This window comes from Campylobacter curvus, assembly GCF_013372125.1.
Classification (GTDB): domain Bacteria; phylum Campylobacterota; class Campylobacteria; order Campylobacterales; family Campylobacteraceae; genus Campylobacter_A; species Campylobacter_A curvus.
In genome coordinates this window covers 758,237-782,327 of record NZ_CP053826.1, presented here as the reverse complement: position 1 = coordinate 782,327, position 24,091 = coordinate 758,237, and the positions used below count along the sequence as shown (strand labels likewise).

26 protein-coding genes are annotated in these 24,091 nt (G+C 45.1%); 12 read left to right on the top strand and 14 right to left on the bottom strand.

The genetic code is table 11. From position 1 onward, the window contains the following. Positions 1-38: 38 nt before the first annotated feature. From argB to CCVT_RS03765, 9 genes are all read left to right on the top strand, one after another. Positions 39-884, top strand: a complete 846-nt coding sequence (gene argB / locus CCVT_RS03805; protein ID WP_018136657.1) for an acetylglutamate kinase — start codon at positions 39-41, stop codon at positions 882-884. Next, entirely contained in the window at positions 881-1,192 is a 312-nt protein-coding gene (gene cutA / locus CCVT_RS03800) for a divalent-cation tolerance protein CutA (protein WP_026175480.1), read from the top strand. Before argB ends, cutA begins: the two co-directional genes overlap by 4 nt. Continuing rightward, positions 1,189-2,652 carry a threonine synthase gene (thrC, locus tag CCVT_RS03795; RefSeq protein WP_018136659.1) on the top strand — a complete coding sequence of 488 codons (1,464 nt, stop codon included), beginning with the start codon at positions 1,189-1,191 and terminating at the stop codon, positions 2,650-2,652. The genes cutA and thrC overlap by 4 nt, the downstream gene beginning before the upstream one ends. Next, positions 2,649-3,365, top strand: coding sequence for a 3-deoxy-manno-octulosonate cytidylyltransferase (gene kdsB / locus CCVT_RS03790; protein WP_018136660.1), 717 nt, complete (start codon positions 2,649-2,651; stop codon positions 3,363-3,365). Before thrC ends, kdsB begins: the two co-directional genes overlap by 4 nt. 81 nt (positions 3,366-3,446) lie before the next feature. Next, a complete protein-coding gene (locus CCVT_RS03785) occupies positions 3,447-3,806 on the top strand; it encodes a nitrous oxide-stimulated promoter family protein (protein WP_018136661.1) in 360 nt (119 codons plus the stop codon). A gap of 70 nt (positions 3,807-3,876) precedes the next feature. Continuing rightward, positions 3,877-4,275 (top strand): hypothetical protein, encoded by a 399-nt coding sequence (locus CCVT_RS03780; RefSeq protein ID WP_018136662.1) that lies wholly within the window; start codon positions 3,877-3,879, stop codon positions 4,273-4,275. 426 nt (positions 4,276-4,701) lie between these two features. Beyond that, a complete protein-coding gene (locus CCVT_RS03775) occupies positions 4,702-5,118 on the top strand; it encodes a DUF1104 domain-containing protein (RefSeq protein ID WP_018136663.1) in 417 nt (138 codons plus the stop codon). A 90-nt stretch (positions 5,119-5,208) separates the two neighbouring features. Further along, complete coding sequence (locus tag CCVT_RS03770) at positions 5,209-5,871, top strand: response regulator transcription factor (protein WP_018136664.1); 663 nt, start codon at positions 5,209-5,211, stop codon at positions 5,869-5,871. Continuing rightward, the gene (locus CCVT_RS03765) at positions 5,864-6,991 is read left to right on the top strand and encodes a sensor histidine kinase (RefSeq protein WP_018136665.1); all 1,128 of its coding nucleotides are present in this window, start codon (positions 5,864-5,866) and stop codon (positions 6,989-6,991) included. The genes CCVT_RS03770 and CCVT_RS03765 overlap by 8 nt, the downstream gene beginning before the upstream one ends. A 316-nt stretch (positions 6,992-7,307) precedes the next feature. On the opposite strand, the gene CCVT_RS03760 is transcribed toward CCVT_RS03765, so the two are convergent. The 5 genes from CCVT_RS03760 to dsbD form a co-directional block, all read right to left on the bottom strand. Continuing rightward, the gene (locus CCVT_RS03760; protein ID WP_018136667.1) at positions 7,308-8,843 is read right to left on the bottom strand and encodes a flavocytochrome c; all 1,536 of its coding nucleotides are present in this window, start codon (positions 8,841-8,843) and stop codon (positions 7,308-7,310) included. 515 nt (positions 8,844-9,358) lie between these two features. Next, complete coding sequence (gene maeA, locus CCVT_RS09805) at positions 9,359-10,213, bottom strand: oxaloacetate-decarboxylating malate dehydrogenase (RefSeq protein ID WP_018136669.1); 855 nt, start codon at positions 10,211-10,213, stop codon at positions 9,359-9,361. Beyond that, complete coding sequence (locus CCVT_RS09800; protein ID WP_035160864.1) at positions 10,186-10,797, bottom strand: NAD-dependent malic enzyme; 612 nt, start codon at positions 10,795-10,797, stop codon at positions 10,186-10,188. Before CCVT_RS09800 ends, maeA begins: the two co-directional genes overlap by 28 nt. A gap of 70 nt (positions 10,798-10,867) precedes the next feature. Beyond that, positions 10,868-10,990, bottom strand: a complete 123-nt coding sequence (locus tag CCVT_RS10040; protein WP_018136670.1) for a hypothetical protein — start codon at positions 10,988-10,990, stop codon at positions 10,868-10,870. Between the two features lie 23 nt (positions 10,991-11,013). After that, on the bottom strand, positions 11,014-12,726 hold the full coding sequence (gene dsbD, locus CCVT_RS03750; RefSeq protein ID WP_018136671.1) for a protein-disulfide reductase DsbD: 1,713 nt from the start codon (positions 12,724-12,726) through the stop codon (positions 11,014-11,016). Positions 12,727-12,863: 137 nt separating this feature from the next. Here dsbD and ppk2 point away from each other — a divergent pair, with 137 nt between their 5' ends. Then, the gene (gene ppk2, locus CCVT_RS03745; RefSeq protein WP_018136672.1) at positions 12,864-13,673 is read left to right on the top strand and encodes a polyphosphate kinase 2; all 810 of its coding nucleotides are present in this window, start codon (positions 12,864-12,866) and stop codon (positions 13,671-13,673) included. 39 nt (positions 13,674-13,712) lie between these two features. Here ppk2 and dnaK read toward each other — a convergent pair whose 3' ends face one another. The 3 genes from dnaK to CCVT_RS03730 all read right to left on the bottom strand — a co-directional run bounded on the left by dnaK (position 13,713) and on the right by CCVT_RS03730 (position 17,050). Continuing rightward, on the bottom strand, positions 13,713-15,590 hold the full coding sequence (gene dnaK / locus CCVT_RS03740; protein WP_009650189.1) for a molecular chaperone DnaK: 1,878 nt from the start codon (positions 15,588-15,590) through the stop codon (positions 13,713-13,715). Between the two features lie 129 nt (positions 15,591-15,719). Beyond that, positions 15,720-16,259, bottom strand: coding sequence for a nucleotide exchange factor GrpE (gene grpE, locus CCVT_RS03735; protein ID WP_018136674.1), 540 nt, complete (start codon positions 16,257-16,259; stop codon positions 15,720-15,722). Then, positions 16,256-17,050, bottom strand: coding sequence for an HrcA family transcriptional regulator (locus CCVT_RS03730; RefSeq protein ID WP_018136675.1), 795 nt, complete (start codon positions 17,048-17,050; stop codon positions 16,256-16,258). Before CCVT_RS03730 ends, grpE begins: the two co-directional genes overlap by 4 nt. Positions 17,051-17,318: 268 nt before the next feature. On the opposite strand from CCVT_RS03730, the gene CCVT_RS03725 reads away from it, so the two are divergent. Together CCVT_RS03725 and CCVT_RS03720 are read left to right on the top strand one after the other, a co-directional pair. Then, positions 17,319-17,564, top strand: coding sequence for a helix-turn-helix domain-containing protein (locus tag CCVT_RS03725; RefSeq protein ID WP_026175482.1), 246 nt, complete (start codon positions 17,319-17,321; stop codon positions 17,562-17,564). Then, entirely contained in the window at positions 17,565-17,735 is a 171-nt protein-coding gene (locus CCVT_RS03720) for a hypothetical protein (protein WP_018136676.1), read from the top strand. Positions 17,736-18,020: 285 nt separating this feature from the next. Here CCVT_RS03720 and CCVT_RS03715 read toward each other — a convergent pair whose 3' ends face one another. The 6 genes from CCVT_RS03715 to flhA are packed head-to-tail and all read right to left on the bottom strand — an operon-like array spanning position 18,021 to position 24,091. Continuing rightward, entirely contained in the window at positions 18,021-19,298 is a 1,278-nt protein-coding gene (locus tag CCVT_RS03715) for a dihydroorotase (protein WP_018136677.1), read from the bottom strand. Positions 19,299-19,300: 2 nt separating this feature from the next. Then, positions 19,301-20,230, bottom strand: coding sequence for an aspartate carbamoyltransferase catalytic subunit (locus tag CCVT_RS03710; RefSeq protein WP_018136678.1), 930 nt, complete (start codon positions 20,228-20,230; stop codon positions 19,301-19,303). A gap of 14 nt (positions 20,231-20,244) precedes the next feature. Continuing rightward, positions 20,245-20,643 carry a tetratricopeptide repeat protein gene (locus CCVT_RS03705; protein WP_018136679.1) on the bottom strand — a complete coding sequence of 133 codons (399 nt, stop codon included), beginning with the start codon at positions 20,641-20,643 and terminating at the stop codon, positions 20,245-20,247. Positions 20,644-20,659: 16 nt separating this feature from the next. Beyond that, positions 20,660-20,890, bottom strand: coding sequence for a hypothetical protein (locus CCVT_RS03700; RefSeq protein WP_018136680.1), 231 nt, complete (start codon positions 20,888-20,890; stop codon positions 20,660-20,662). Next, a complete protein-coding gene (locus CCVT_RS03695; RefSeq protein WP_018136681.1) occupies positions 20,887-21,903 on the bottom strand; it encodes a DHH family phosphoesterase in 1,017 nt (338 codons plus the stop codon). Before CCVT_RS03695 ends, CCVT_RS03700 begins: the two co-directional genes overlap by 4 nt. Before the next feature lie 13 nt (positions 21,904-21,916). Beyond that, positions 21,917-24,091: a flagellar biosynthesis protein FlhA gene (gene flhA / locus CCVT_RS03690; RefSeq protein ID WP_018136682.1), complete on the bottom strand. Its 2,175-nt coding sequence runs from the start codon at positions 24,089-24,091 to the stop codon at positions 21,917-21,919.

Sequence of the window (24,091 nt, the reverse complement as noted above, 5' to 3'; positions counted from 1 at the left end):
ATTTTGTTATAATCTGACATTTTTAGCGAAGGATCGAAGTGCAAAATTCACTACAAGTCGCGCAGGTCATCATCTCGGCCCTGCCTTATATTCAAAAATTTCGCAATAAAATTTTCATCGTCAAATACGGCGGCTCCGCACAGATAGATGATACGCTCAAAAACGACTTCGTTCGCGATATAGCGCTGCTTCAGCTTGTAGGTTGCAAAGTCGTGGTCGTGCATGGCGGCGGTAAAAAGATAAATTCCTACCTTGATCGTTTGCATATAAAAAGTGAGTTCGTAGACGGGCTTCGCGTGACCGACAAAGAGGCTATGGAGATCGTCGAAATGGTACTTAGCGGCAATATCAACAAAGAGATCACCGCGCTTTTGAACAAAAACGGCGCAAGAGCGATCGGCGTGAGCGGCAAAGATGCGAATTTACTCAAGGCAAGAATTTTAAATAACGGCAAATACGGCTTTGTGGGCGAGATAGAGCGCGTAAATACCTACGTCTTAAACGGCCTGCTCGAAAACGGCCTGATCCCGGTCGTCGCTCCTGTCGCCACTGACGACGAGGCCAACAGCTACAACATAAACGCCGATTTGTGCGCGAGCAAGATAGCAAGCGCGCTAAAGGCCGAACGCGTGATATTTCTCACCGACACACGCGGGATACTGGATAAAGACGGAAATTTGATCAGCAAACTAAACGAGGCACATATAACCGCACTAAAAGAGGACGGCACGATAAACGGCGGCATGATACCAAAGGTCGATGCGGCACTTGAATGCGTCAAAAACGGCGTCGCAAATGCACACATACTTGACGGCAGGCTGCCTCATTCGCTGCTACTAGAGCTCTTTACCGATGACGGCATAGGGACGATGATAAAAGGATGAAAATTTTAATGACCTCGGTCGCTGATAAAAAGGCGGCCAAAATGCTAGGCAAAAAGCTCATCAAAAATGGCTTGGCCGCTTGCGTCAGTAGCACAAAAGCAGATAGTCTTTACGTCTGGGACGATAAAATTTGCGACGAGAAAGAGAGAATTCTACTCATCAAGACGGACGCTAAATTTAAAAAAATAGCTAAATTCATAAAAGCAAATCACGACTACGAGCTACCTGAAATTCTATCTTTCAAGCCAAAAGATATCTATAAAAAATACAAAATTTGGGTAAAAAATCAAACAAAAGGCAAAAAATGAGACTCACACCCACAAGAGCGGACAAAAACGAAAAGGTAAAAAATGTAAATTTAAGTACCGCACTGCTAAATCCAAGCAGCGTCCACGGCGGACTTTACGCACCGACGAAGCTTCCAAAGATAAGCGCTAAAGCATGGCGAGATCTAAGCGCGTTAAGCTACGAAAAGCTGGCACTGGCTATCATCTCGCTCTTTAAATTCGACATCGACGAGGCAAGCTTTAAAAAGGCCTTGAGACGCTATAAAAATTTCGACCGACCAAATACGCCGGCCGAGTTTAAAAGACTTGATAAAAATCTATACATAAACGAGCTTTATCATGGGCCCACACGCGCTTTTAAGGATATGGCGCTTCAGCCTTTCGGTGAAATTTTAAGCAAGCTCGCGCAAAAACGAGGCGAAAACTACCTCATAATGTGCGCCACGAGCGGCGACACCGGTCCGGCGACTCTACAAACCTTCGCAGACGCTAAAAATATAAAAGCCATCTGCTTGTATCCTACGGGCGGCACGAGCGAGGTCCAGCGACTCCAAATGGTCTGCATGCCCGGCGAAAATTTAAAGGTCTTTGGCATAAAAGGTAACTTCGACGACGCTCAGCGCGCATTAAAAACGCTTCTGGCAAGTGAAAATTTTAAAAGCGAACTGGCTAAAAATCGTCTTTTGCTAAGCGCGGCAAACTCCGTAAATTTTGGCAGGATTTTGTTTCAGATCATCTACCACGCATACGCCTACGCACGCCTTTTAAAGCTTGGCAAACTAGGCAAAAACGAGAGCTTTGACATCATCGTGCCAAGCGGGAATTTCGGCAACGCCTTGGGGGCTTATTACGCTAAAAAAATGGGCGCGAAAATAGGCAAGATAAAGATCTCTTCAAACGCCAACAATATCTTGACCGAGCTTTTTACGACGGGCATTTACGATCTAAGGAACAAAACCTTAGTCAAGACCATAAGCCCGGCCATGGATATCTTGTTAAGCTCTAACATCGAGCGCCTACTCTTTGATAAATTTGGCTCCGTGCGCACGAAAGAGCTCATGGACGAGCTTAATAAAAATAAATTTTACAAGCTCAAGGCACACGAACTAGCAGCGCTAAAAGAGGACTTTGAGGCGGACTTTTGCACCGACAAGGAGTGTGAAAGCTACATAAGCTCCTGGGCTAAAAAAGGCGTAGCGATCGACCCGCATACCGCAACATGCCTAAAAATGGTAGACAGCTCCCGTATAAACGTCATAACCTCGACCGCGCACTGGGTGAAATTTACGCCAAGTATGCTAAAAGCCTGCGACGTGAAGGTAAAAGGCGGCGAAAAAGAGGGGCTAAAAAAGATGGCTGAAATTTTAAACGACACAGTGCCTGAGGCGATAGATGCGCTATTTGACGCGCCGATCCTACACCCTGAAGTGATAGCCCAAAACCAGATCGAAAATAAAATTTTAGAATGGATCAAAAAATGATAATCATACCGGCCCGACTGGCCTCGACTAGGTTTAAGGATAAAATTTTATGCGATATCGGTGGGGTGCCGATGTTTGTGGCTACGGCTAGACGCGTTAGTAGCTGCGATGATGTGGTAGTAGCGGTCGATGATGAAAGTGTCTTTGACATCGCACAAAAACACGAACTAAAGGCCGTGATGACGAGCAAAGATCATCAAAGCGGGACAGACCGCATAAACGAAGCGGCGCAAATTTTAGGGCTAGACGAGCGCGAGATCATCATCAACGTCCAAGCCGACGAGCCCTTCATAGAGCCTGAAAATATCGCTAAATTCAAAGCCTTTTGTGAGGCTAAACGCGAAAAAGCCTTTATGTTTTCATGCTACAAACTAGTTAGCGGCGAATTTGCCGATGACAAAAACCTAGTCAAAGTCGTTACTGATTTTGACGGCTTTGCGCTATATTTTTCACGCTCGCGTATACCTTTTGACCGTGCTAAATGCGACGAATACAAAGCTCACCTTGGCATCTACGGATACAGCGCGCTAAATTTACGCGAATTTTGCTCACTTCGCACCTCACATCTTGAAAGTACCGAAAAGCTAGAACAGCTGCGCGCTCTTGAAAACGGCAAGCGCATAGCGATGCTGGAGGTCTCAAGCCAGAGTATTGGCATAGACAGCGAGGATGACTATAAAAGAGCATTGGCGAAATTTCGGAACGATCTGTGACATTTGGGACTAAAAATATCTTGATTTATCTCAAATCAAATTTCACGCTTTTTGGCTACTATTTCCAAAAAGGAGAATAGTATGACAAGAGAGAAATTTTGCTACGAGGTCGCGACAGTCACGAAATTCATACAAATTTACTGCACCGACAAACACAAAGACGAGCCAAAGCACAAATGCACGCAAAGCCTGAGCTACAACGGCGAAGCAAATATAACGAGCGTGGAATTTGAGCTTTGCAAAGAGTGTGAGCATATGGTCAGATACGCTTACGCCAGACTTCAAGCCTGCCCTCATATAGAAAAACCGCGCTGTCACCGCTGTCCGCATCCTTGCTACGAGCTTGACATGTGGAAAAAGATGGCTAAAATGATGAAATATAGCGGCATGAAGCTAGGGCTTAACAAGATCAAAAAACTATTTTTAAGAGGCGGCGACTAACCCCGCGGCTTAACCTTTCTTTCACAAATTCTTTCTACAATTCTCCTACATTTTAAATAAAGGAGAAAAAATGAGCGATCAAACTGCAGCGATATGCCAGAACAAAATAAGTCTACCGACGCTTCTGATAGCTTCAAAGGCTTATCTTTTGGCGATATTTGCAAAAGCAAAAGAAGTTGGCTTTGGAAAAATGATCACGAGATCTGACGCTAAAACACTTGCCGATATGGCGTTTGAGATAGATAAAAGATTTGGCAAGCTAAAAGCGCAAGCAAATACTGCAAAAGCGGCATTTGAAGCCAAAATGCAAAACAAGCTCGAGACTCTTGCTAAAGAACAAAGAGATGACTTCGTGAGAGATTTTAGCGCAAGATACAACGAAAGAGTCTGTGCTCTAAGCATAAAAGAGGCTGAAATTTGGGATATCACTAAAAAAGACGAACCCGAAGAAAAAGCCAAAAACGACTAAACATCACCACACTCCACTCCTAAAATTCAGGCCGAATTCTATTCGGCCGATTTTAATCCATCGCTACAAAATATAAGGCTATATTATAATAAATCATTGACACTTGCTTCGCAAACCCTGTTCGCTCCGCAAAGCGCCGAACATATAGCACGATTTACGCGGTCAGCTACCGCTTCCCTGTAAATCGGCGGCGATAGCGTCGCTTCACAAGGTTTGACTTCGCTCTTGAAAGTTAAAAATCAATGAAGTATCTTAACAAAGCCAAATATAAAATAGTCAAATCTTATAAAACGACGTTACAATATTCTAGAATTTTAAAATCAGCACTGTATTAAGATGCAACCTTTAAAAATTTACCCCATATGATTTAACCTTTTCTTCACAAGTTTTATTTAAAATACACTCATATTTTTTAAAGGAGAAAAGATGAAAAAAATAGTTTTAGTAGCCGTCTTGATGGCTGGAAGTATGTTTGCCGCTTCACTTGAGAAGAGCACGAACGAGGAGCTTTACGCGATGATGGCAAACGCCGATGCAAAAACGCTAAGCGACATAGCCTTTGAGATAGACAAGCGCGTGGGTGAGCTAAAAGCCCAGATAAAGGACACCAAAAGAGGCTTCAAGTCTGAAATGAGAAAGAAGCTTGAGGCCATGAGCGCGGCTGACAGGTATAAATTTATGCAGGATTTTAGAACCGGCTACAACGAAAAAGTCTCGGCTCTAAGTGTAAAAGATGCCGACAGGCTAGACATAGAGCTCAAGAAAATGGATGATGACTTTGACAAACATCGTCATGAGGGTGGCTTTATGGACGGTAAAAAATTTGACAAAAAGCACGACTGATGCGAATTTAGGCTTTGCGATGAGCAAGGCCTACCCTAACGCTACAAAACAGGCAAAATTTTAAGTATAATTTGATGTTTTGGAGAAGCCATGAATAAAATTTTGATCGTAGAAGACGAAAATATGCTGCTTGATATGATGAGCACGTATCTAAAAAGCGAAAATTTTGACGTCACAAGCGTAAAAAACTACGAAGACGCACTAAATTTAGCCTATGAAAAATGCTTTGATCTGTGGATATTTGACGTCAAGATCATCGGTGGCAACGGCTTTAGGCTGCTTAAAGAACTAAGAGAGACCGGCCGCAACACGCCTTGTATATTCACGACCTCGCTAAATACCCTAAAAGACGTGCAAGATGGCTTCGTAAGCGGTTGCGACGACTACATCAAAAAGCCATTTGAGCTTAAAGAGCTGCTTTTGCGCGTCAATAACATCCTGCGGCGCACCTTCGTGCATAATCCAAAAACCAGAGAACGCATAGATGAAAATTTCAGCTTTGACATGGCCCAGGGAGTTTTATTTAAAGGCGATGATATCGTGTCGATGCCTAAAAAACAAGCCAAACTGCTAAGCTTGCTGCTTAAAAACAAAGACAAATTCCTAAGCCGAGATGAAATTTATAGTGAAATTTGGAGCTACGATGAGAGCCCTAGCGAGCTAAGCCTTCGAGTCTACATCACGGGACTTAGGAAAATTTTAGGCAAGGAGCGCATCATCAGCCAGTCTAAGCTCGGATACAAATATGCTTAACAAACGCCATGTCCTGCCTATTTTCTTATTATATTTTTTAACGAGCATCACATTTACCGTCCTTTTTGCGGGCATATTTTATCAAAACGAAAAGATGTTCATCATCGATAAAGACACATTCGAGCTAAGAGACCTAAGACGCGAACTTCAGATCAAGCTCGACAAACACGGCGAGCTTGACGATGATGATTTCGATGACTTTGAGGCGTATGTCGTGGATCTAAAAACAGGCGATGTCATCGAAGACGACTTTGATGTAAGGCCAAATATGCCAAGTAGCTACGAGGATGGCAACAGCCTGGTCGTGCAGTTTAACATCGCCGATAAAAACGCTCAAAATGAATACTACATAGCCATCAAAACGACCGGCGTGAAAACGAAGCTTTTCAGGCTCAAGCTTAAAATTTTATTCGCCTCGCTGGGCGTTTTGGCGGCGGTCTTACTGATAGCTTATTTTATCATCAGGCTCTCTTTGCGCCCGCTTTATGAAAGGATAGAATTCCTAGATGGTTTCATACGCGACACCACGCACGAGATAAACACGCCTTTAAGCGTCATTTTGATGAGTATAGAGCTTTTTAAGAGCGATCCCGCCAAATACCTAAGCAACATCAAAACCGCGGCCACTACGATAGCAAATCTTTACGAGGACCTAGTCGCTTTGAGACTGAAAAACGGTGCAAATGATGAAAAAGAGCGGCTGGATTTAACTCGGATGCTAAGCGAGAGGATAGAGTATTTTAGCACCAGCATCGAGCAAAAAAATATAAATTTAAAGCTTGATCTAGCAAACGACGTATCGCTTTTCACCTCGAAATTCAAGCTAAGAAAGATCATCGACAACCTACTCTCAAACGCCGTAAAATACTGCAACGAAGGCGGAAATATCAGCGTAAATTTAACCCCCGGCGAGCTAAATATAAAAAATAGCGGCAAAGGTATCGCAAAGCAAAATTTACCGCATATTTTCGAGCTTTATACGAGATTTGACGAGCAAAACGGCGGCTTTGGCATAGGGCTGAATATCGTAAAGAAATTTTGCGACGAGCTGAATTTTAAAATAACCTGCCAAAGCGATGAAAAGCTCACATCCTTTGAAGTGAAATTTAGCAAGGCTTAGCCCGCTACGATAATGGCATTTTAATGTTTTTAGACTCTGTCATAATAAACCATTGGTACTCGCTTTGCAAACCCTGCTCACTCCGCAAGGCGCCGAACGTATAGCACGATTTACGCAGTCAGCTACCGCTTCCCTGTAAATCGGCGGCGATAGCGTCGCTTCACAGGATTTGACTTCGCTTTTGAAAGTTAAAAATCAATTAAATATTGCAACAGAGCCTATTTTTAGTAGTCGCTTGCGCGAGAGCAAGCAGCCAAACATATAAAATAAAGGGCCGATTTGCCAAAAGCGCGGCAAATCGATCCTTTGTGCTTTTTTACATCGTCTCTCCGACGATCATACCAAACACCATACAATCAAGTATCGCGTATGTTCCCAGACGGCTGGCTCCATGCACACCGCCTGTTATCTCGCCTGCAGCATATAGACCATCTATTGGCTTATGCGTTTTATAAGAGATCACTTGAGCCTTTGTGTTTATCTCGAGGCCTCCGCAAGTGTGGTGGACTTTTGGCATAGTGCGACTCGCATAAAATGGTGGTTTTGAGATGTTTATGCCACCTAGTTTATCCACCGGCTTGCCAAATTCGTCTTTTCCTGCGGCTACTCCTTCGTTATATTTTTTGACGCTTTCTTTGAGCGCATCAGCAGGGATCTTAAAATGCGCGGCGAGCGCGTCAAGGGTATCAAATTTCCAGATGACGCCGGCCTCTAACGGGCGAGATGTGTAGATAGGATTTCTCGCGTCTACTGCTTGTTGGTCGCAAAGGTTGACCGGGTAGTTCTCGTCTTTGCCGATGACTGCAAAGCACGCGTCTGACTTGATCTTACGACCGGCATGCTCGTTCATGAAGCGCTTGCCTGTTTTTGGATTTACCGTTATGCCGTAAGTGTTGCAGCAGTGGTTGGTGAAATTCACAGCTGCGCCAAAGCCCTTTTCATCAGGCGAGCAGTATGGCAAGAACTGTATCCACGAAGTCTGAAGCGTGATAGCGCCTAGATCGGTCGCTTTTAGCATCGCTCCCGCGCTTGAGCCTTGTTGGTTGGTGCTGTCTATCGTAGGCACTATGCGAGGATCTTGGATCTGGCGATACCAGAGGTCGCGTCCAAAGCCGCCTGCAGCCAGCAATACGCCGTCTTTAGCCTTATAGGCCTTTTTATCGCCGCTTGTATTTTCCATGTCGTCGCTAAAGAGCTTGGCGTCAAATTTATAGTTCTCGCGAGCTAAAATTCCTACCACTTTCCCGGCGTCGTTTAGCACGAAGTCGTCAAATTTCGTCCTCGTTTTGATAGTGACGTTTTTATCCTCGCCAAGCACTTTTAACATAGGCTGGATATAGCCAGAGCCTGAAGCGTTTGTGGCTTGCAAGCTTCTAGCCACGCTGTGACCGCTCTCAAATATCAGCTTATCTGAAAACTGAGCGCCGCATTTTTCAAGGAGTGCGACGGCATCGTTGCTTTTATCAAACATCGTGCTCAAAAGCTCGGTGTGATTTAGTCCAAGCCCGTCTTTTACGGCATCAGCGATAAATAGCTCTTTGCTATCTTTTATGCCTTGAGCGACTTGGTATTTGTTCATAGGAGCAGCCATATTTCCGCCGTTTATGACGGAATTTCCGCCCGCACGGCCCATTTTCTCGACTATCAAAACCTTCTTGCCGCGCTCGCTGGCTTTTAAGGCGGCTGAGAGCCCTGCAAAGCCCGTTCCTACGATGACTATGTCATACTCCTCGTCAAATTTGACGTCTTTTTCGCTTGATGCCGCTACTGCATTTACGCCGCTTAGTGCGAGCGCACCGGCACCGACCATGCTCATTTTGAGCATATCGCGTCTTGAGATCTTGTTTGCCATGTTGTCTCCTTTAGAAGTTTGTAAGTTTATTATAATGAAATTTTAATTTTATATTTTAAAACGGATAGAAATTTTGCGCGCTTTATCATCTTTTGATAGAATCAATATTAAAAACCGCGACAAAAGTCGATATCTTGAATTTAACCTTACAAAAAATAGTAAATCAAAACCTTGTCCGAGCGAATTTTAGTCATCAAATTCCGCCTTTAAAATGTGATAGCCTCGTGAGAAATTTTATGATGCTACTTTTTGAAACATCGCAGATAAGGATAAATTTTTAATGACTTTGTTATAATAAATCATTGACACTTGCTTCGCAAACCCTGCTCGCTCCGCAAAGCACCGAACATATAGCACGATTTTCGCGTTCAACCTTTGGCTTCTCTGAAAATCGGCGGTGATAGCGTCGCTTCACAAGGTTTGACTTCGCTTTTGAAAGTTAAAATCAATGAAATATTGTAACAGAGCCATTTTAATAAAGCCGTGGAGATGGATCTCACCTCCGCGACATCAAGCTAAGCCTCGTAAGCAGGCTTCCATCTAAAATTTAAAACAGCTGTTTTGGCGTCTTTTACCTTGTCTTTATTTAAGCCCTGAGCGATTGCGGTAGTAGCCACCGCCTCGGCTACGACCTGAGAAAACTGCGTCAATCTCGATACAGGCGGCAAGAGTGCAGCCCCCAGCTTATCGGTATCTATCATGCCTTTTAGGGAGTGTGCCGCCGCACTTATCATTTTATCAGTGAGCAACGAAGCGTCGACAGACATCACTCCAAGCCCGAGGCCAGGATACATCAGCGCGTTATTCGCCTGTCCTATCTCGTATGTAACGCCCTTATAAACGACCGGCTCTACCGGGATGCCGGTGGCTACTAGCGCCTTGCCGTCGCTCCACGCTATAAGGTCGTTCGCCGTAGCTTCGGCTAGCTCGGTCGGGTTGCTTAGAGGAAATATCATAGGGCGCGCCGTGTGCTTTGACATCTCTTGGACTATCTCTTTGGTAAATGTATGAGGCGTGGTCGATGTGCCTACAAGGATCGTCGGATGCACTCTTTTGACGACTGCAGCGAGGCTTATGAGAGTATCCGGATCCATAAATTCCTCTCGTTTCCTTGCAAAAGACTTTTGCTCCGGCGTAAGATCGTCCATATCGTCAAAGAGCAGCCCTTGCTTATCTACTAGATAAAATTTAGACTTCGCCTCGGTCTCGCTCACGCCTTGTTGTAGCATCTCGAGATAGACGCGATTTACTATGCCCGCTCCTGCAGTCCCCGCGCCAAAGCAGACGTAAATTTGATCTTTTAGCTTTTCTTTTGAAATTTCAAGCCCGCACAAGATAGCGGCTAAGGTGATGATGCCTGTGCCTTGCATGTCGTCATTGAAAGTCGGTATGCTTTTAGTGTATTTTTAAGTATATTGGCGGCATTTGAGCGACCAAAATCCTCCCAGTGAAGATACAATCTAGGAAAGACCTTTCTGTCCGCATGCACGAATTTATCGATAAATTCGTAGTATTTATCGCCTCTTACACGCTTAAAGCGATTGCCTAGATAAAGCGGATCGTCCAGAAGGCTTTGTCTGTTCGTTCCCACATCAAGCACGACAGGTAGTACCATCTTGGGATCTATCCCAGCGGCCGCGCTATAAACCATTAGCTTGCCCACCGATATATCAACGCCGTTCGTGCCCCAGTCTCCTATGCCTAAAATGCCCTCCGCATCGGTCGCTACGATGAGGCGGATCTCCCTGCCGCTAGCCGCATTTTTCAAAATTTCCTCTATATCGTCACTGTTTTCTATCGAGATGAAAGCCGCATTTTGAGGATTGACGAAAAATTCGCTGTAATTTTCTATACTCTTGGCGATCACCGGATCATAAACTATCGGCATAAATTCGACCACATGCTCGTTGAAAAGGTAGTAAAATAGCGTGCGGTTGGTGTCAAAAATTTGCATCAAAAATTTACGCTTTTCTATTCTCTTCGCCCTTTGTTTTAAAGTGCAAATACGCCTGACTGGCCTGCTCCTAGATGCTTTGGATGTGCGGCGGTAAAAGCCCATCTAGCCCGAGCTGCTCACGCTCGACCTTGCTAAATGCCGTCCCTTTGTTCAAGAACGGATCGTTTAAAATTTCATACCCTCTTTTCATGTTTTGCTCCTTATGAAAGATTGTCAAATTTTTGAAATTTTCTCCAAAAATTTCTCAGGCGAGATAAAGCCGATCGTTCGTAAAGGCTTAAGCTCCTCGCCGCCTTTAAAAAATAAAAGCGCAGGCGGGTCGATAAGGCCAAATTCTCTTAGCATCGCATCGTTTTGCTCGCCGCTTTGTGTGACATCCACGCGCACGAGAGTAAAATCGCCAAGTTTGCCGGCTACGGCGCTATCTTTAAAAGTGATCTTTTCTATCTCTTTGCAGCTTGCGCACCAATCAGCATAAAAATCGACCATCACGGGCTTGTCGGCATTTTTGATGAGATCTTTTAGCTCGTTTAAATTTTTGACCGAGCGAAAATTTAGCTGCGCTTGATCAAAGCTTGTAAAATTTAGCCCGCTAATAGGCGAGAGAGCGTCTCTCGAGCCCAAAAATCCGCCTACGATAAGCATGATAGAATAGACAAAGACCAAAATAGCAAGTGCCTTTTTAAATTTCATAGCCCCGCTCGCGGCCGCCTCGAAAGCTCCAAAATATACCGCCATGAACACGCCTATGACGCCGTATCCTACCAGCTCGAAAAATGAGCCAAAAATTCTAGCCATGAGCCAAACGGCCATTATCAGCATCAAAAAGCCAAAAAGGCTCTTTATACCGTCCATCCAAGCGCCCGGCTTTGGTAAAATTTTACCCGAGCTAGCCCCTATGACAAGCAGCGGGACTCCCATGCCAAGCCCCATGCCAAAAAGCATGGTGCCGCCATAAAACGTATCTCCGCTTTGAGCTATGTAAAGTAGCGCCCCTGCAAGCGGTGCGGCGACGCACGGAGATACTATGAGCGCCGAGGCGAAGCCCATGATGAAAACGCCGATCAGACCGCTACTATTTTGGGATTTCTTGCTTATGAGATTTTCAAATTTCGATGGTAGCTTTATGTCGTAAAAGCCAAACATACTAAACGCAAGCAGGACAAAAAACAGCGCAAATACGCTAAGCACCCAGACATTTTGTAATGCGCCCAGGACACCAAAGCCAAGCAAGCTCGCCGCAACGCCCGCAAGCGCGTAAGCAAGGCTCGACGCCACGACATAAACCAGCGACAGTACAAAGCCGGTTTTGGCGTTTAAATTTCGTCCACTTTTTGAGACGATGATGCTTGAGAGGATCGGTATCATCGGGAAAACGCAAGGCGTGAAAGCCAGCAAAAGCCCGTAACCAAAAAACGTAGCCAAAGAGAGCAAAAAGCCGCTACTATCAAGCTCGCTGGCGATGTTCTCCTCGTCTGAAAGCTGATTTGTGTCCTGCTTGTCGGCAGCCACAACGCTAAATTTATCATCTACTTTGGTGATAGTGTAAATTTTACTTTGCGGACGGTAGCAAATGCCGTTTTTAGCGCAGCCTTGATATAAAATTTCAAGCCGGGCTTTATCGTCTTTTAAATTTTCACCAACTAGCTTAAACGGCACAAGGATCGAGAAATCCTGCAATATGATCTCGTGATCGCCTACTGATTCTGGCTTTGGCATATTTAAAAGAGAGTTGATCGTCTCGCCATTTAGCTTTATCTCAAAGGTCTCTTGATAGATGTAGATATTTTCGCCGAATTTAAATTTTATCTCTAAATTTTGGCTATCTTGGGCGGTGCTGATGTCAAATGCCTTACTGACATCAAGAACCTCACCGAAGCAAGCCAGACAAAATGCGAAAAATGAGACGAGAATTTTAAAAACCATAGCGTTCCTTTTTGATTTACGTGATTTTAATAAATTTTATTAAATTTATTGTAAAACCGTTAAGTGGGCGTGAAATCAGCTTTATTGTTGTAAAATTACGAAACGAACGTGAATTTATGAAATTTAAAGGATAAACCATGCCAAAAGAGAAAAAACACGTAAAAGGTGCTAAACTGGGCTACGAGCAAGAGCTAAGGCTGCTTCAGATCGAGCTTTTAAAATTTCAAAACTACGTCAAAGAAAAGGGCTTAAGAGTGCTGATGCTGATGGAGGGGCGCGACGCGGCGGGCAAAGGCGGCACGATAAAACGCCTAACCGAGCATCTAAACCCACGCGGATGTCGGATAGTCGCGCTGACAAAACCTAGCGACGTCGAAAAGACGCAGTGGTATTTCCAGCGATACGTCACGCACCTACCAAGCGCTGGCGAGATCGTGATCTTTGATAGAAGCTGGTATAACCGCGCCGGAGTCGAGCCTGTGATGGGTTTTTGCACTCAAGAGGAGCATAAGGAATTTTTGCGAGAAGTGCCGAAATTTGAAGAAATGGTCATAAACTCGGGCATAATTTTCTTTAAATTTTACCTCTCTATCAGCAAAGAAGAGCAAAAAAGGCGCTTTAAAGAGCGCATGACCGACCCGCTCAAGCAGTTTAAGATCTCTCCGGTAGATCAAAAGGCTCAAGAGCTGTGGGATCAATACTCCATCGCCAAATACTCGATGCTGCTAGCCTCTCATAACGCCATCTCACCGTGGGTCATCGTGGCTTCTGACAACAAAAAAGAGGCGAGGCTCAATGTGTTTAAATTTATACTAAGCAACGTGGAGTATCCAAAAAAGATAGTCGAACGTCTGCACTATGACAAGAACGTCGTCAGAGGCGGCAACGAAGAGATAAAACGTATCGAAGAGGGGCTGAATAAAGACAGGATAAAAAGTATCGAATAGATTTGCTTAGAGCCACGCTCGTGGCTCTAAATTTAGATATTACTCGACTTCAGCGTCGATGACGTCGTCGTCTTTTTTCTTGCCACCTGATTGCTCGCCGCTGGCGTTGTCATCTTTTTTATACATCGCCTCGGCTAGTTTGTGGCTGGCAGCACTTAGAGCTTGGACTTTTGCGTCGATTTGCTCCTTGCTTGCGTTCTCGTCTTTTAGCGTCTCTTTTAGATCGTTTAGCGCAGCCTCGATGTTGCTTCTATCCTCGGCAGGCACCTTCTCTCCTAGCTCGTTCATGCTTTTTTCGGTTTGATGTACCAAAGCGTCGGCTGAATTTCTGGCCTCGACCGCCTCTTTGCGCTTTTTGTCGTCCTCTTTGTGAAGTTCGGCGTCTTTTACCATGTTGTTTATCTCGTCCTCGCTTAGTCCGCTTGAACCGGATATCGTGATGTTTTGAGCTTTGCCGGTCGCCTTATCTTTTGCCGAGACGGTCAAAATTCCGTTTGCGTCGATGTCAAATTCTACTTCTATTTGAGGCACGCCGCGTGGGGCTGACGGGATGCCCTCTAGGTTGAATTGTCCTAAAGACTTGTTATCCCTTGCAAATTCACGCTCACCTTGAAGCACGTGGATAGTCACAGCACTTTGGTTGTCCTCTGCAGTCGAGAATGTTTGATTTTTCTTGACAGGGATCGTAGTGCCTTTTTCGATGATCTTTGTCATCACGCCACCAAGTGTCTCGATACCAAGACTAAGCGGAGTAACGTCTAGGAGTAGCACGTCTTTTACGTCGCCTTTTATGACCGCGCCTTGGATGGCAGCACCGATAGCCACGACCTCATCAGGGTTCACGCTCTTGTTCAGCTCTTTGCCAAAGGCCTTTTTGACCTCTTCTTGAACTAGTGGCACACGAGTAGAGCCACCGACCATCACGACCTCTTTTACATCGCTCTTGCTAAGGCCAGCCTCTTTTACGACCTCGTTGATCTTTGTGATAGTCTCGGCTACGAGTGACTCTATCATGCCCTCAAATTTTGCACGAGTGAGCTTTTTGACGAGGTGTTTTGGACCAGTAGCGTCAGCCGTGATGAACGGTAAATTTATCTCGGTTTCTTGAGCCGAGCTAAGCTCTTTTTTAGCGTTTTCTGCAGCTTCTTTTAGGCGTTGGCTAGCCATGACATCCTTTTTAAGGTCGATACCGGTCTCATTTTTAAACTCATTTACGAGCCAATCAATGATAAGGTTATCAAAGTCATCACCGCCGAGGAAAGCGTTACCGCCCGTGGCTAAAACTTCGACTACGCTGTCGCCGGTCTCAAGCACGGTAACGTCGAACGTTCCGCCGCCTAGGTCATAAACTAAAATTTTCTCGGCCTCTTTTTTATCAAGACCATAAGCAAGCGCCGCAGCTGTCGGCTCATTTATGATACGAAGCACGTTTAGTCCGGCTATAGTTCCCGCCTCTTTTGTCGCCTTTCTTTGGCTGTCGTTGAAATAAGCAGGCACCGTGATGACCGCATCTACGACCTTTTCGCCAAGATATGCTTCGGCGTCTTCTTTTAATTTCATCAAAATTTTGGCCGAAATTTCTTGTGGGGTATAGACCTTACCGGCGATCTCGACGGCGCACGCACCGTTTCTATCGACGACGTGATAAGGCAAGCGAGCTTTCGCCTCTTGGGCGTTTTTCTCATTGCTCATAAGTCCCATGATACGCTTGATCGAATATATCGTCTTTTCAGGGTTGGTGACCGCTTGACGTTTTGCCACGTCACCTACTAAAACCTCTCCCTTGTCAGTAAACGCTACGACCGATGGAGTCGTGTTTTTGCCCTCTTTGTTCGGTATGACCTTGCTCTCACCGCGCTCATAGACGCTCACGCAAGAGTTTGTCGTTCCTAGGTCGATTCCTATTACTTTTGCCATTTGTTTTCCTTTATTTTGGTTTTTAAATTTCGTTTATATCGATTGCGACCGGCCTTAAATTTAGCCGACTCATCAAAATCACCTGTCCGCCGAATCTCACTAAATACCTGCGGACGACTAAATTTCGTATCAATTTGCAACGCTCACCATCGCAGGGCGCAAGACTCTACCGTTTATGATGTATCCTTTTTGCATGACTTGCACGATCTGACCGCTAGTATGATCCTCGCTATCGACGCGAAGTACCGCATTATGGACATTCGGGTCAAACTCACCGCTAGTGTCGATCTCGCTCATGCCATGTTTTTCAAAGCATTTTTTGAACTGATTTATCGTGATGAGCACGCCCTCTTTGACATTTTTGGCAAACTCATCGTCGTCAGGGTCGAAATTTGCTGCGATCTCCAAAGCGTCGATCACCGGGAGCAAATCGCGTGCAAATTTCTCGTTTGCATAGCTTGCGATATCGGCCTTTTCTTTCTCGAAACGCTTTTTGATGTTTTCAAATTCCGCATTTGCTCTATAATATTTATCCGTCAGCTCGCTAAGCTTGTTTTCAAGCTCCGCAACTTTCGCTGCATCGCTCAAGCCGTCAAAATTTACGCTATCAGGCGCTAAATTTTCATTTTGAGCATCCTGCACGTTTTGCTCTTTTATCTCTTCGCTCACGCTGCCTCCTTTATTTTATTTAAAAATTTCACATAATCACTATAAATACTGCCCGCGCATATCATCTCGCACGGATAGCCAAGATAAGTCATTTTAAGCTTTAGCCCCATAAATCCCTCGTCAAATAACGGAGAAAACGTAAGTCCCTCGTTCATCTGCGCGGCAAATCCGGGCTCAAGCATCATCTTAAAACGCTCATCGCCAAACATTTTAAAGGCCAAAATTTCGTTCTCTTGGAAGTAAATTTTGGTTCTTTTAAGCTCCCTTATCTTGCTTCTAAGTTCGCTTAAACCAACCTGAGCGCAAATCGTCTCAAGCTTGTTTAAACCAACGCCAAGCAAATTTTGTAGAAACTTCTCGATGCGCGCATCATATCTGATGACGATCTCGTCGCTATCCAAATTTAAGATCAAAAATCTATCGTTTAAATTTAAAATTTCAAGCAGGCGCGTATCCAAACTGCCAAAAACCATACAATAAAGCTCGAACCTATCGCAAAGCATCTTTAGATTATAACCATCACTTACGCTGATATTAACGTCATCTAGGTCTAAAGTCTCGCTCCAATACCTCCTCATCGCAGTTATGGTCGGTATGCGACCGCCGCTTATATGAAGCTTCGTTATCTCGCCCTCGTCGGAGAGCTTTTTGAAATAAACACGTATTGTAGATGCCGGCATCGAGATATTCATACGCGATCCAAGCTCGCTCGAGCCTATCGGGATATTGTCGCTCAGATACGCTTCGATGATGGAATTTAAGATCATATCGCGTTTGTTCGTCTTATTCACTTAGCACTCTTTCTTTTTAATTGCTAACAGAATTATACAATATTGAGTATGGTATTGTCAAGTAGTAAAGTTAAAAAAATAAATTTATTTATTCTTAGCATTATAAACTCAAGTTTGACTATAAAATTTTTGGATATTATACATTTTTTCGTATAATTTATATATTTTATTTGATTTTTTATAATATAATCAACATTATATATACTAAATTAATATGTTTATATTAAATTTTATGTATATTTAATGAAATAATTTGTATAATTTCCCGATGATAGAAACGAACGACATTTTCAATCTGCTTCATAATGCGATTGAATCCAAAAATATCGGTAAGAAAATTTCACAAGCGCAAATGGCAAAACATCTTGGCATTTCGATGAGGACGTATCAGGACTGGCGTCTTGGCAACTCAAAGCCTCAAGCTGCATTGGCCGTTTGTCAGCTCTTGTGCGAGCTTGACGATGATGAGATATTGTTTGTTGTAAAAAAAATGAAAAAATTACTAGGAGAGTAGATGGATAATCTGACACAAAAAGAGCGTATAGAGCTAGAGAACGTTTTTGCAGCGATTTATACAAAAAAAGAGTCTAAATTTTTTCAGTTTTATAAGGAATTTTACTCCGTCGCACTCTCAAAATTTCATACTTTTAAATTTAGACTAAAAAAGAGCAAAATTTTAAAATAAAAGATATAAACAAGGCCTACTTCACTCGGTCGGTAGCCTTTCAAAAGTAGCTGCTAGTATGCCATGCGAAGCGTCTAGAAGGACTACGGGATAGGGCCAAAGCAAAAATCGCATCACACACTTGCACTCGCTTACTTACCCAGCATAAACGCTTATTCACATTCTCTCCACTTTTGCAAGCACAGCAACGGCTACTCGCTCCCACTCTGCTAACAAGGAATTTACAAGCAGCGTTTGATGAACCAAACAAATATCCACCGGCTAAAAAGGCCGATGGATACGAGATCATTCACCAAATTTATGCACGATCCTGCCGCTTTTTATCGTAACTACGGCAGCTCCCTTCAGCTTTTTGCCAAATAGCGGAGAATTCGTAGATTTCGAGCGATTGATCTTTTCATCGTAGATGTATTCTATCTCCGGATCGATGATAGCGATATCAGCCAGCATCCCCTCGGCCACTTCGCCTTTATCCTTTAAATTTAGCATTTTTGCGGCGTTTGTCGAGGTGAGCTCGACCATTCGCTCAAGGCTTATGACGCCCTCATTCACGAGCTTTAATGTAAGCGGTACGAGCGTTTGAAGTCCGATGATACCAAAAGGTGCTTTGTCAAATTCCACCTCTTTTTCATCGCTGTGATGCGGAGCGTGATCGGTCGCGATGACGTCGATCAGACCGCTTTTTAGCGCCTCTCTGACGGCCATGACGTCGCTTATTTCACGAAGCGGAGGCGACATTTTGAAATTTGCGTCATAGTTGTTTTTCAAAATTTCATCATCGCTAAAGCTAAAGTGATGCGGCGTAGCCTCGCAGGTGATGTGTATGCCCTCTTTTCGGCCCATTTCGATGATCTTTAGCGAATACTGCGAGCTTACGTGCGCGATATGGATATGCGCTTTAGTCAGCTTTGCTAAAAGCATGTCGCGGCTCACGGCGATCTCCTCTTTTTCGCGTGCCATGCCTTTAAGGCCCAGTATCGCCGAGACTTTGCCCTCGTGCATGACGCCTTGTCTGCAAAGCGAGCAGTCCTCCGAGTGACTGATACAAAAGCTACCAAACATGCTCGAATACTCCAGTGCCGCCCTCATCACGCTAGAGCTAGTCACGGGCAGGCCGTCATCGCTAAAAGCGACGGCACCGGCCTCTATGAGATCGCCCATCTCGACTATCTCGTTGCCACCAAGCCCCTTGCTGATCGCAGCTATAGGCAGCAAGTCTATGAGCCCGCAGGCTTTGGCTTTTGCTATCATCGCGCGCGTTATGGAGGCGTTATCGTTTACCGGGTTTGTGTTTGCCATGCAAAGGCAGGTCGTCACGCCGCCAGCGACTGCAGCCTCGGAGCCTGAGATGATATCGTCTTTATATTCGTACCCGGGATCTCTAAAATGTACGTGCATGTCTATGAGTCCTGGCACCACTAGCTTGCCAGTAGCGTCTATGACGGTATCGGCATCGATATCCTCGCTCGTTATGCGCGCTATCTTTTCGCCGTCTATCAGCACGTTTGCTTTAAATTTCTTATCATGATTTACGACGGTTGCGTTTTTTATAGCTATTTTCATGATCAGCCTCGATTGTTTATTAGTGTGTTTAGGATCGCCATTCGCACGGCAACGCCGTTTTCTACTTGATTTAAAATGACCGAGTGAGTGCCGTCGGCCACGTCGGAATTTAGCTCCACGCCGCGGTTTATCGGTCCCGGGTGCAAGACTATGGCGTCAGGTTTGGCTAATTTTATCCTATTTTTATTCAGCCCGAAAAATTTCGAATACTCCCTAGAGCTTGGAAATGCCACGTCTCCGTCCGCGCGCTCGAGCTGGATCCTTAGCATTATGATGACGTCGCTTCCCTCGCATGCCTCTTCCATATTTTTGCAAATTTCAGACTCGAACACCTCGGCATCTTTTGGTATCATCATCTTTGGAGCAAAGAGCTTCACGTTTATGCCAAATTTCTTCATCGCCCAGATATCAGAGCGCGCCACGCGGCTCCTTGCTATATCGCCGATGATAGAGACGGTCGTGTTTTTATCGAGGCTTTTGCCGTATTCAAGCAGAGTAAAAAGATCGAGCAGAGCCTGAGAGGGATGCTCGTTCGTGCCGTCTCCTGCATTTACGACGCTAGCATCGGTCCTGGCAGCTGCAAATTTAGCTGCACCAGAGCTTGGATGACGAAGCACGATGATATCTGTTTTCATCGCAGCCATGTTGTTCATCGTATCGTTTAGCGTCTCGCCCTTTTTGACGCTCGAGTTTGAAGCGGTGAAATTTATCGTATCCGCGCCAAGCCTCTTTGCAGCTATCTCAAAGCTAGTGCGTGTGCGAGTGGAATTTTCATAAAATGCGTTTATCGTGGTCTTGCCGCGCAGATACTCGCATTTTTTTACATCCTTTAAATTTAGCTCTTTAAATTCCTTCGCAGCGTCTAAAAAATACAAAATTTCCTCTTTGCTAAGCCCTCTAGTGCCCAGCAGATCCTTATGTTTATAGCCCATTTTAGCTCCTTTAGCTATTTACCTACCAAAACACAAGCCGGCTCATAACCGCCGTCACACGCCTTTTTGAAAAGCGCCCTAGTCTTCTCCTCGTCTTTTACTTTGTTTTGCGAAATTCCAAACGCCTGCATCTCGCCAAGCTTTGCGCACGCCATCGGCTCGTTCTCATCGCAGGCTTTTGTGAAAATTTGCTCGGCTTGAATCCTATCTTTTTTCACGCCGTCGCCATTAAAGAGCATTATCGCGTTCATCGTGCAGCCCTTTTTCACGCCTTCGCCGCAAGCTTTATTAAAAAGCGTGTAAGCCTCCTCAAATTTCTTACTTCCGTAAAGCTCCTGCGCTTTGTCGAAATTTTCATTCGCTCCGAGCGCAAGCGCACCTACCGCCAAAAACAGTGTAGTGATCTTTTTCATATCTATCCTTTAAATTTTATTTCTCAAATAGCTTAGGATGTCGCTTTTTCATAAATTCGACTATCTCGATGACCTCGTCCACGCCCTCGGCCTGCGAATTTTCCAGCGCGTCGTCTATGCATTCGACATACGTTTGCGCCGCCTCCTCGAGCTTTGATCTCTTTACGCCGGCATAATGCATCAACGCCTCCAAAACCACGCTCAGCTCGTAGCTAAGCTCCTCTACGCTAACGTCTTCTTCTCTCATATCTCCTCCTGCGTTTTTTTGTTTATCAGCTCTACCACCTGTGCTTTTATCGCTTCATAGCTAAATCCGTCCTTAAAATTTGTAAACAGCCCTCCGCTTGCACTGACGTGTCCGCCGCCGCCCACTAGATGCTTTGCCATCGCGCTCACATCTACGTTACCGTTAGCTCGAAAGCTCATCGTTTTTTTATTCGTGATGTCGATGAAAAAGTCAAATTCTGGATTTGCGACCAAAAAATCGTTTCCGATGACCGAGGTATTTCCTATATTATAGGTAAGCACGCCCTTTTTATCTTTATAATCGATCCTAAATTTTTCTTTATTTGCGCCAAGTAGCCCCACGACATAGCTTGAGATGAGATTGCTCAGCGTATCGTCTTTATCCGTCATAAAAAAGGCTTTTTTTATCGCGTGGATCTGCATATCAAGCCCGATGTAGTCGTTTTTATCATTAAAAAATTTCGCCGCCTCGCGCAAAAGATGAAACATATAAAGGCTGTTTTGCTCCTCGAACATCACCTTGTTTATCTCTTTTGCATTTGCGATGAGCCCGAGGCAGACCTTGCCCATCTCAAAATTTTTATCGTCTTTTAGCCAGATATCGACTGCATTTACGACATCGCTAAAAATTTTAAGCTCCCGCTCCTCACCAAACATCGACGCGAAAAAGTCGTGCGTTATCTTTGTCGCGCACCTTGAGCTATCCAGCAGATACCACTCGAACGCACTCGCGCATTCAGCGCCGCTTTGATGATGATCCAAAAGGAAAATTTTGGCGTTTTTGCCCTTTAGCATGGACTCAAACTCCTCGCACTGAGCCATCGTTAAATTTAGATCCGTTATCAAGATAAGCGCCTCTTCGCCGTCAAGCTCACTCACGATGGCGGCAAATTTCTCATCGATCTCGCGCCCGTAATTAGAATTTAAAAATTTCACGCCCTTAAAATAAAAATTCGTGATTACCTGCGCGCCGTATCCATCGAGATCAGTGTGTGAGAGGTGATAAAATTTCATATATTTCCTTAATCTATAAATTTTCGACTTCGATGACGCCGACGGTTTCAAACGGCGTATTTGGCGAAATTTCAGCAAAGCTCAGCACCACGATATCGATGCCGAAATTCGTGCAGATATTTGCTATAAATTTACGTAGGCTAGGCTCGACGCAAAGTATCATCGCTCCATGCTGACTGAGCGGGCGCTTCTCTTTTTCATGGCGCAAGGCCTGCACTATGGCCGAAGTCTGCGCGACATTTATCATCAAATGATACGCACCGTCTTTATACTGCACCGCGTCCATCAGCTTTTGCTGCACGGAAGTCTCCAAGATGTAAAAATTCAGCGCTCCGTGCTCGTCCGTGTAAAGCGAGGTGATGACACGTGAGAGTGCCGCGCGCACGTGTTCGATTATCATGTCTAAATTTTTACTGACCTCAGCGATGTCGCTCAGCGCTTCGAGTATGCTTAAAAGATCTTTTATCGGGATATTGTCTTTAAGCAGGGCTTTTAGTACCTTTTGAATAAGGCTGATAGGCGCGATCCTGAGCGTATCCTCGACTACGACCGGGTAGTCTTGCTTTAGTTTGTCGAGTAAATTTTGCGTCTCTTGACGCGTTAGAAGCTCGGCTGCGTTTTGTTTTATGAGCTCACTCATATGCGTAGAGATGACGCTGGCGGGATCTACGATAGTATAGCCGCTAAGTATGGCGTCCTCTTTGACGCTGGCATCGACCCAAAGCGCATCAAGGCCAAACGCCGGCTCTTTTGTCGGGATACCCTCGATATCTTCGCTCACTAGCCCGCTATCCATCGCGAGGAATTTATCGGCGTAAATTTCGCCCTGGCCTATCACGATGCCTTTTAGCTTGAAGCGATACTCGTTAGGCGGCAGCTGGAGGTTGTCGCGGATACGAATTTTTGGCATCAAGAAGCCTAGCTGCGAGGCGATGTTTCGCCGCATAGCACGTATGCGCTCTATAAGATCGACGTCGGCCAGTTTCAACAGTCCGTAGCCCAAATCAAGCTCTAAAATTTCAAGCTTTAAAATATCGTTTATCTTAGTCTCTTCTTCTCTGGCGATCTCTTCGTCACTTTTTTTAGGCGGTTTTGCGGCGGTCGGTGTCGCGCTCTCGCCGCCAGTTTGGGGTTTTGCTCCGATTTTAGCTTTACCTTGAGGCGTGATGGATAAATTTCCCTCTTGCGTCTGCTTTACGATATAACCAAGCCCCAAAAATAAAACGGCAATGAAGCCAAGCGAGAGCGTCGGCAGACCAGGAACTAGCGCAAACATAAACAGTATGAAGCCAACGATCAAAAGCGTTTTATAATCGCCCAAAAGCTGGTGTAACGTGCCCTCTGCGAAGTTATCGTCGTCTTTGCTCGCACGAGTGATGATGATCGCTGTCGCCGTGGATGTGATGAGTCCTGGTATCTGGCTGACAAGGCCGTCACCGATCGTAAGGATCGTGTAATACTGCGCCGAAGTCGCCATGTCAAGACCGTGCTGGAACGAGCCTATGGCAAAGCCGCCGATGATGTTTATTATGGTGATTATGATACCCGCGACCGCATCGCCTTTGATAAATTTTGACGAACCGTCCATAGCTCCGTAAAAATTCGCCTCGCCGATTATGGCTTGACGGCGCTCTCTGGCAGTCTTTTCATCGATGAGACCTGCGTTTAGATCCGCATCTATCGCCATTTGCTTACCGGGCATCGCATCTAACGTGAAGCGCGCTTGCACCTCGCTCACACGAGTCGAGCCTTTGGTAACGACCATGAAATTTATGAGCACCAAGATACAAAAGACGATGATGCCTATGACGTAGTTTCCGCCTACGACGAACTGTCCGAAGCTCGAGATGATCTCGCTGACCGCCTCGGGGCCGTTGTGCCCTTCGCTTAGTATCATACGCGTCGTGGCGATATTTAGTGACAAACGAAAGAGCGTAACGATGAGGATCAGTGTCGGGAAGGTGCTAAGATCGGTAGGCTTTGGCACATAAATGGAGATCAAGATGATGAGCACCGAGACCGAAATCGAAAGCGCCAGAAAAAAGTCTAGCACCGTGCTTGGCAGCGGCACGATGATGATCGCTAAAATGGCGATTATGACGCCAACGATGCTAAGACTTCTAAATTTCAAAATAGGCGCCAAAAAGGGTGCGACAAGAGTTAGGATGCTATTTTTTTGCTTTGCCAA